Source organism: Providencia sp. JGM181 (assembly GCF_018257375.1).
Taxonomy (GTDB): Bacteria; Pseudomonadota; Gammaproteobacteria; order Enterobacterales; family Enterobacteriaceae; genus Providencia; species Providencia lanzhouensis.
Map to the genome: position 1 here is coordinate 1 of NZ_JAERJY010000192.1, position 5075 is coordinate 5075.

Sequence of the window (5075 nt, forward strand, 5' to 3'; positions counted from 1 at the left end):
TACGAATATTCATTAAACGTTAATGATTGTATTACTTTTTATGTTAAACAAATAAACAGATACATTTAGTCATGATTTACTCGTGATCCATTTATTAGTCTTAATATGCAGCTGTAAACTGCTGACGAATAAATTGTGGTCGCTCTACCTCATCTAATATCGCCACCGCCAAATCCTGAACGGATATTTTTGCGGGGGTATTGCCATTCATTAATAGCTGTTTTCCACCAAGGCGAAATGTTTCTGTTCGAGCGCCATCTTCAAGCATCGCTGCAGGAGAAACAAACGTCCAATCTAAGCTATCAATAGATTCCAACGTCGTTTTAAATTCTTTGACAGCTTGGGCTCCAGGCCAAATATTGGCTGGAAAATCGGGGGAGTCGAGCAATAGAACACCAGGGGCGATTTCTAAACTGCCGGCACCACCAACTACAATAAATCGTTTTATACCTGCTCTTTTTACGGCATCTAAGATTGCTTGGTTACCTGCAACCGTATCGCGGTACAGATTAGGGTTACTCCATCCTCCATTAAATGCGCTAAGCACCACATCTTGACCTTTAAGCCGAGATGTTAGCCATGCCACATCCGTAATATCTCCTGATTCAGCAATTAAATGAGCATGTTGGGCGAGCTGATTGCTGTGACGAGAAATTGCAGTAACTTGATGATGACGCATTAAGGCTTCAGAAACCAACGCTTTACCGACAAAACCAGTAGCTCCTAGGATCGATATTTTCATGTTTAGCTCCAGCTGCCTTTCATTTGTCAGGCTTGATGAATGTTAATGAAAGTATAGAGCATGAAAATGTATTTGGTTGTTTTTTCTCTAAACTCTAGAGCGACAAAAATCAATCACATGGGTGATCCTTTGCTGAAACTCGGGTGTCAGCCCAGCCGGGGAGAGCCCTAATGAAATTTGCCGTAATGGTTCAGCTATCGTCATAGAGAGGATCAAATCGCTGATAATGGCAAAATCATGCTGTTGGATAATTTCGTCTTGCGCATGGCGGGTTAACCATTGATTGAGTAACTGGCGACTGCGCTCAATACCGTTTTGTTGGTATTTTTCTAATAGCAATTCTTTGTGCATAAAATCTGTCTGTAATAAGCGATACAGCCCAACAGCTTCTTGGGAAAGAACAGTTTTTGCGACAATTTCTAAATTATTCTGCAATAGGCTAAATAGCTCATCGCGGGTCGTGGCTTTTTGTTCAAACAAGGGTACAAAGCTATCCGTCCAATTGAGGACGACTCTTTCAACAAGCTCTTCACGATTTTCTATAAACCGATAAATGGTTTTTTTAGCTACGCCTGCACGTTTTGCCACATTATCAATACTGGTGAGTTGGTATCCATCTTCAAGTAGTGAATTCAGAGCTGCATCCATGATTTTTTCTTTGAGAAGCGCCTCAGGGGTACTTGGGCGACCTCGAGTTGGTTTATTCTCGCTGATGTTTGACATAAATGGCTTACCTCATTTTGCTCTCTTGACTTTTTTTCATTTTAGCTCAAAACTAATTAGGAAACAAAATAAGTTTCCAAATTAATCGAAATAGGTAGGTCAACATGAAAACAAATCAAACATGGGCAGTTGACGACATAAATCAGTTGCTACTGCCACATCCGTTACGCATGGAAATGGGTATTGAGCGTGATGAAAATGGGTTATTAACAGTCGCAGTTCGTACCGATTTGCATGGTTGTAAAGGCCGAATGTTAGCGTGGTGGTTTACCTTTTTTGAAACCACGCAACATATCCGCTGGTGGCATCCCCATGACCATGTTGCCCATCACGGCTGGGATGATAAATGGCAAAAAGGGCAAAGTTTTATTGGCGCTTCCATCCATGCGGTTGAATCTCTCGGTGCGATCCCGCCAGTGGCAGCGAAGTTAAAATTTAGAGAACCAACGGATTTTTTTGAGGCTTCAGCTTATGAAAAAGCCATCAAAGAGGGGCATATTTCCGGTGCAGTTTGCTCTTCGATTGGCTTTGGCGACCATGTTGAAATGGATGCCGAGGGTTACCCTATTGATGGGAAAATGATGCATCTAGCCCGTGATACTGAGTTTGGTTGTGTATTACGTAGCCGTTTCTTGCTAGGCGCATCTCTTGAGGATCCGCGCACACAGCTGTCCGATGAAATTGGATTAGAGCTAATGCGCCACTGTTATAACGAATTTACCTATTTGTCTCGTTTCTTGCCGTCGTTGTATTACGGCGAACACGCGAATGGGGAAAATGCGCCATTACCATGGTGAAGTAGGGTAGAGCTTCAGCGAGATATCAACATAATTAAACTATAAACAAAGTCTGGATGGTTAGCGCTATACCTCCGAATAGTGTTAGCTTTCCGGGCTTTTTTCGCGAAATAGCTTCAAGATAATACTGGTAATGATAGCGATAGCCCCACCTAAGGCAGTTTCAAGAACTCGGTCAAATAGTAAGGTGTAGACAGGATGACGCCAATAAACCACTTGTTCAAGAACGGAGAGGATTAGGCTGGTGACGACAAAAGTCATAAAGGTATAGCCGTGATGAAAACTCATTGGCAGCAAAAAGGCGAAAACTAAAATAGCCACTAGCCCAATATAAGGCATCAACGGAGTATTAAATAATAGAAATAGGAATAACACGGAAATTAAGCTACCCGCCACCCGTTGCAGTGTAATGCGCACAATACTTTCAGATTTTGGGTGCAATACAAAAACGAAAGTCAGCAATGTCCAATAGAAATGCCCTAAGTCTACCATCCGAGGAATCGCCAACGTTAATAGCAACCCAATGGTATAGGTCATTGATCGTGGAATAATATTTTTACGTAGGGTAAATAGATTTTTTTCCACAGTAAGTGGCGTAATAATGGAATGGCGAGTCATTTTGTGGCTGAGAAAATAATAGGTGAGCAAGGTAACGCCACTGCCAATTAAAAAACCTAAGGTCAGGCTTTTTGATACTTCAGGCAAGATTGTGCCAATGGTGGACATGATAATCATGAATTTCATAGTTAAGTCCATGATCGGATCTGTGCCATAGAGCTGATAATAGATAAATGAGAATATCGCCAGATAAATATAAAACCCAGTGCCTAAGCGTAGCGTATCGCCAATATAGATAGCGACTAAAATCATTGATAGCCAAAAAGCAGTATAGAGGTAATTTTTATATTCTTTAGCGGCGTTAAATAGGTTAAATGAGTAGAGCGTTGAAAATGCTGCCCACATGGCGGCCTGAACGTCGATCAGTGCAAATGCAGTGAGAGCGCTTAAAACTAAGCAGCTGCTGAACAGAATTCCGTCATGGATAGCAGGGATTTTCTTCATATTATGATGCTCAAAATTCGTTATATAACTCTTTAATTATTAAGAGTATTCTATGATAACATATTGCTATTTGAAGACAAATTTCCCCTTCAATGACCTATGAACCTTTGTTCTTAATGGTACAAATAAAGATGTTGATTATGAGTGAATGTATTCATCTATCTGAAAAAATGCATAATAGCGCAGAGCGAGAGCAATTTGTCGTCATGATAAGGAAGAATAAATGCAAATAATTAATCCCCATGATTTTGTTTGGGTTGGTAGTAATAGCGATGTCCCTCTTGATACTCTGCCGGAATGGGTTCAAACGCAGTGGAACAGTAAACTACCCCTTATTGTGCACCGAGAAAAAGCAGATGAAAATCAACTCACCGTGGCTATTCGTGGTATTAAGCCCCATCAGCGTGTGACGACCCAAATTTCAAAATCGGCTATTACGCACATTATGAATGTGGAATCTTTAGTGTCGAATTCCATTGAACTGCAACGTTCGATGTTTATTGCGTTACCGCCTATCCAAGTTTTGTTGCTAATTTCTCAGCATAATTGGCCTTGGAAATGGGGCGTGACGGGAAGCTGTGCTTATACACTGGCGACGGATATTCAAAGTATGCTGACAGATTGCGACCTTGATGTGGTGATTCGATGCCCAACTCGCCAGCAAAAAGAAGATTTTGCGCAGTTTGCAATCAAAGCGAATACGCCATATTGCCCAATTGATATTCATGTGGAAACACCGAAAGGTGGGTTTTCTTTAGCGGAATGGTTTAAAAATGATCAAGTAACGCTGCATACCCCAACGGGGGATGTGATGACTGCCGATCCTTGGGATGAAAGCCTCTAGGTGATTTGTGATTAAAATGAGCAGTTTGGGTCTGCTTATTACTCAAACTGCTCAAAAATTAATTTTGATGCTCGTACAGGTGTTTTTTTAGTGCTCGATAGACGGCTCGATTTCTGCGGCACGCTTCCACTCTTGCATCGCTGGTAATGCAATAATGCGCTCAATCCATTGTTGAGCGTGCTCATTGACTTTTAATTGGTAGCTTTGAATACGAAATGCTACGGGTGCAAAAAATGCATCGACGGCAGTAAACTGCTTTCCTGCTAACCAAGGTCCTTCAAACTTATCAAAACCTTCCTGCCATAATTGCTGAATGCGATTTAGGTTTCCTTGTAATTCATGGGAAATTTCAGTGAGAGCCTCATTTCTTGTCACATTCATCGGGCATTGTTGGCGTAGTGCGGTAAAACCAGCATGCATTTCAGCGCTCGCGCTGCGAGCCCAGGCTCTCGCTGATTTGTCAGTCGGCCAAACTTGAGGGAAATCTTCAGCAACATATTCACAAATTGCCAAAGAGTCCCAAATGGTTTTATCGCCATCAATCAGGCATGGCACTAAGCCTGAAGGTGAAAAACGGCTAAATTTTTCGTGGCTACTTTTGCCATTTTCGAAGAAGCAAATATTCTCTTCAAAAGGGACTTGCAATACTTTTAACAGGATCCAAGGTCTTAGAGACCATGAAGAGTAATTTTTGTTGGCAATCCATAATGTATACATACGCTAGCCTCTAAAAAAAAGAAAAACAACCCATAGGTAGGGCATCAATTTAGCAGGAATAGAGGAAATTGGGTTAATTTATCCTTAAAATAAAAATCTCGCCTACCTATTTTAGAGAAGCTGAACTACGCATAACAGCATTAATGATGTCTCGCGTATCGCTGCTAGGGTATTCAAGCTTAATGCTGGC

At 41.4% G+C, this 5075-nt stretch carries 6 protein-coding genes; 2 read left to right on the forward strand and 4 right to left on the reverse strand.

Annotated features, from left to right (window positions below):
* Nucleotides 1-100: 100 nt before the first annotated feature.
* Together JK188_RS16280 and JK188_RS16285 are read right to left on the reverse strand one after the other, a co-directional pair.
* Nucleotides 101-742 carry an NAD(P)-dependent oxidoreductase gene (locus tag JK188_RS16280; protein WP_036952072.1) on the reverse strand — a complete coding sequence of 214 codons (642 nt, stop codon included), beginning with the start codon at nucleotides 740-742 and terminating at the stop codon, nucleotides 101-103.
* Between the two features lie 87 nt (nucleotides 743-829).
* Nucleotides 830-1465 (reverse strand): TetR/AcrR family transcriptional regulator, encoded by a 636-nt coding sequence (locus JK188_RS16285; protein WP_211886337.1) that lies wholly within the window; start codon nucleotides 1463-1465, stop codon nucleotides 830-832.
* A 104-nt stretch (nucleotides 1466-1569) separates the two neighbouring features.
* Between JK188_RS16285 and JK188_RS16290 the strand changes: the two genes are divergently transcribed.
* Entirely contained in the window at nucleotides 1570-2262 is a 693-nt protein-coding gene (locus JK188_RS16290) for a DAPG hydrolase family protein (protein ID WP_211886336.1), read from the forward strand.
* Between the two features lie 84 nt (nucleotides 2263-2346).
* On the opposite strand, the gene JK188_RS16295 is transcribed toward JK188_RS16290, so the two are convergent.
* A complete protein-coding gene (locus JK188_RS16295) occupies nucleotides 2347-3324 on the reverse strand; it encodes an FUSC family protein (protein WP_036952064.1) in 978 nt (325 codons plus the stop codon).
* A gap of 223 nt (nucleotides 3325-3547) precedes the next feature.
* On the opposite strand from JK188_RS16295, the gene JK188_RS16300 reads away from it, so the two are divergent.
* The gene (locus JK188_RS16300) at nucleotides 3548-4168 is read left to right on the forward strand and encodes a malonate decarboxylase holo-ACP synthase (RefSeq protein ID WP_036952061.1); all 621 of its coding nucleotides are present in this window, start codon (nucleotides 3548-3550) and stop codon (nucleotides 4166-4168) included.
* Nucleotides 4169-4255: 87 nt separating this feature from the next.
* On the opposite strand, the gene JK188_RS16305 is transcribed toward JK188_RS16300, so the two are convergent.
* The gene (locus tag JK188_RS16305) at nucleotides 4256-4885 is read right to left on the reverse strand and encodes a glutathione S-transferase family protein (RefSeq protein WP_211886335.1); all 630 of its coding nucleotides are present in this window, start codon (nucleotides 4883-4885) and stop codon (nucleotides 4256-4258) included.
* Between the last annotated feature and the right edge of the window lie 190 nt (nucleotides 4886-5075).

Excerpts from the sequence above, each read along its gene's own strand:
- JK188_RS16285 (WP_211886337.1), bottom strand. The coding sequence starts at position 1,465 with ATGTCAAACATCAGCGAGAATAAACCAACTCGAGGTCGCCCAAGTACC.
- JK188_RS16295 (WP_036952064.1), bottom strand. The coding sequence starts at position 3,324 with ATGAAGAAAATCCCTGCTATCCATGACGGAATTCTGTTCAGCAGCTGC.
- JK188_RS16300 (WP_036952061.1), top strand. The coding sequence starts at position 3,548 with ATGCAAATAATTAATCCCCATGATTTTGTTTGGGTTGGTAGTAATAGC.
- JK188_RS16290 (WP_211886336.1), top strand. The coding sequence starts at position 1,570 with ATGAAAACAAATCAAACATGGGCAGTTGACGACATAAATCAGTTGCTA.
- JK188_RS16280 (WP_036952072.1), bottom strand. The coding sequence starts at position 742 with ATGAAAATATCGATCCTAGGAGCTACTGGTTTTGTCGGTAAAGCGTTG.
- JK188_RS16305 (WP_211886335.1), bottom strand. The coding sequence starts at position 4,885 with ATGTATACATTATGGATTGCCAACAAAAATTACTCTTCATGGTCTCTA.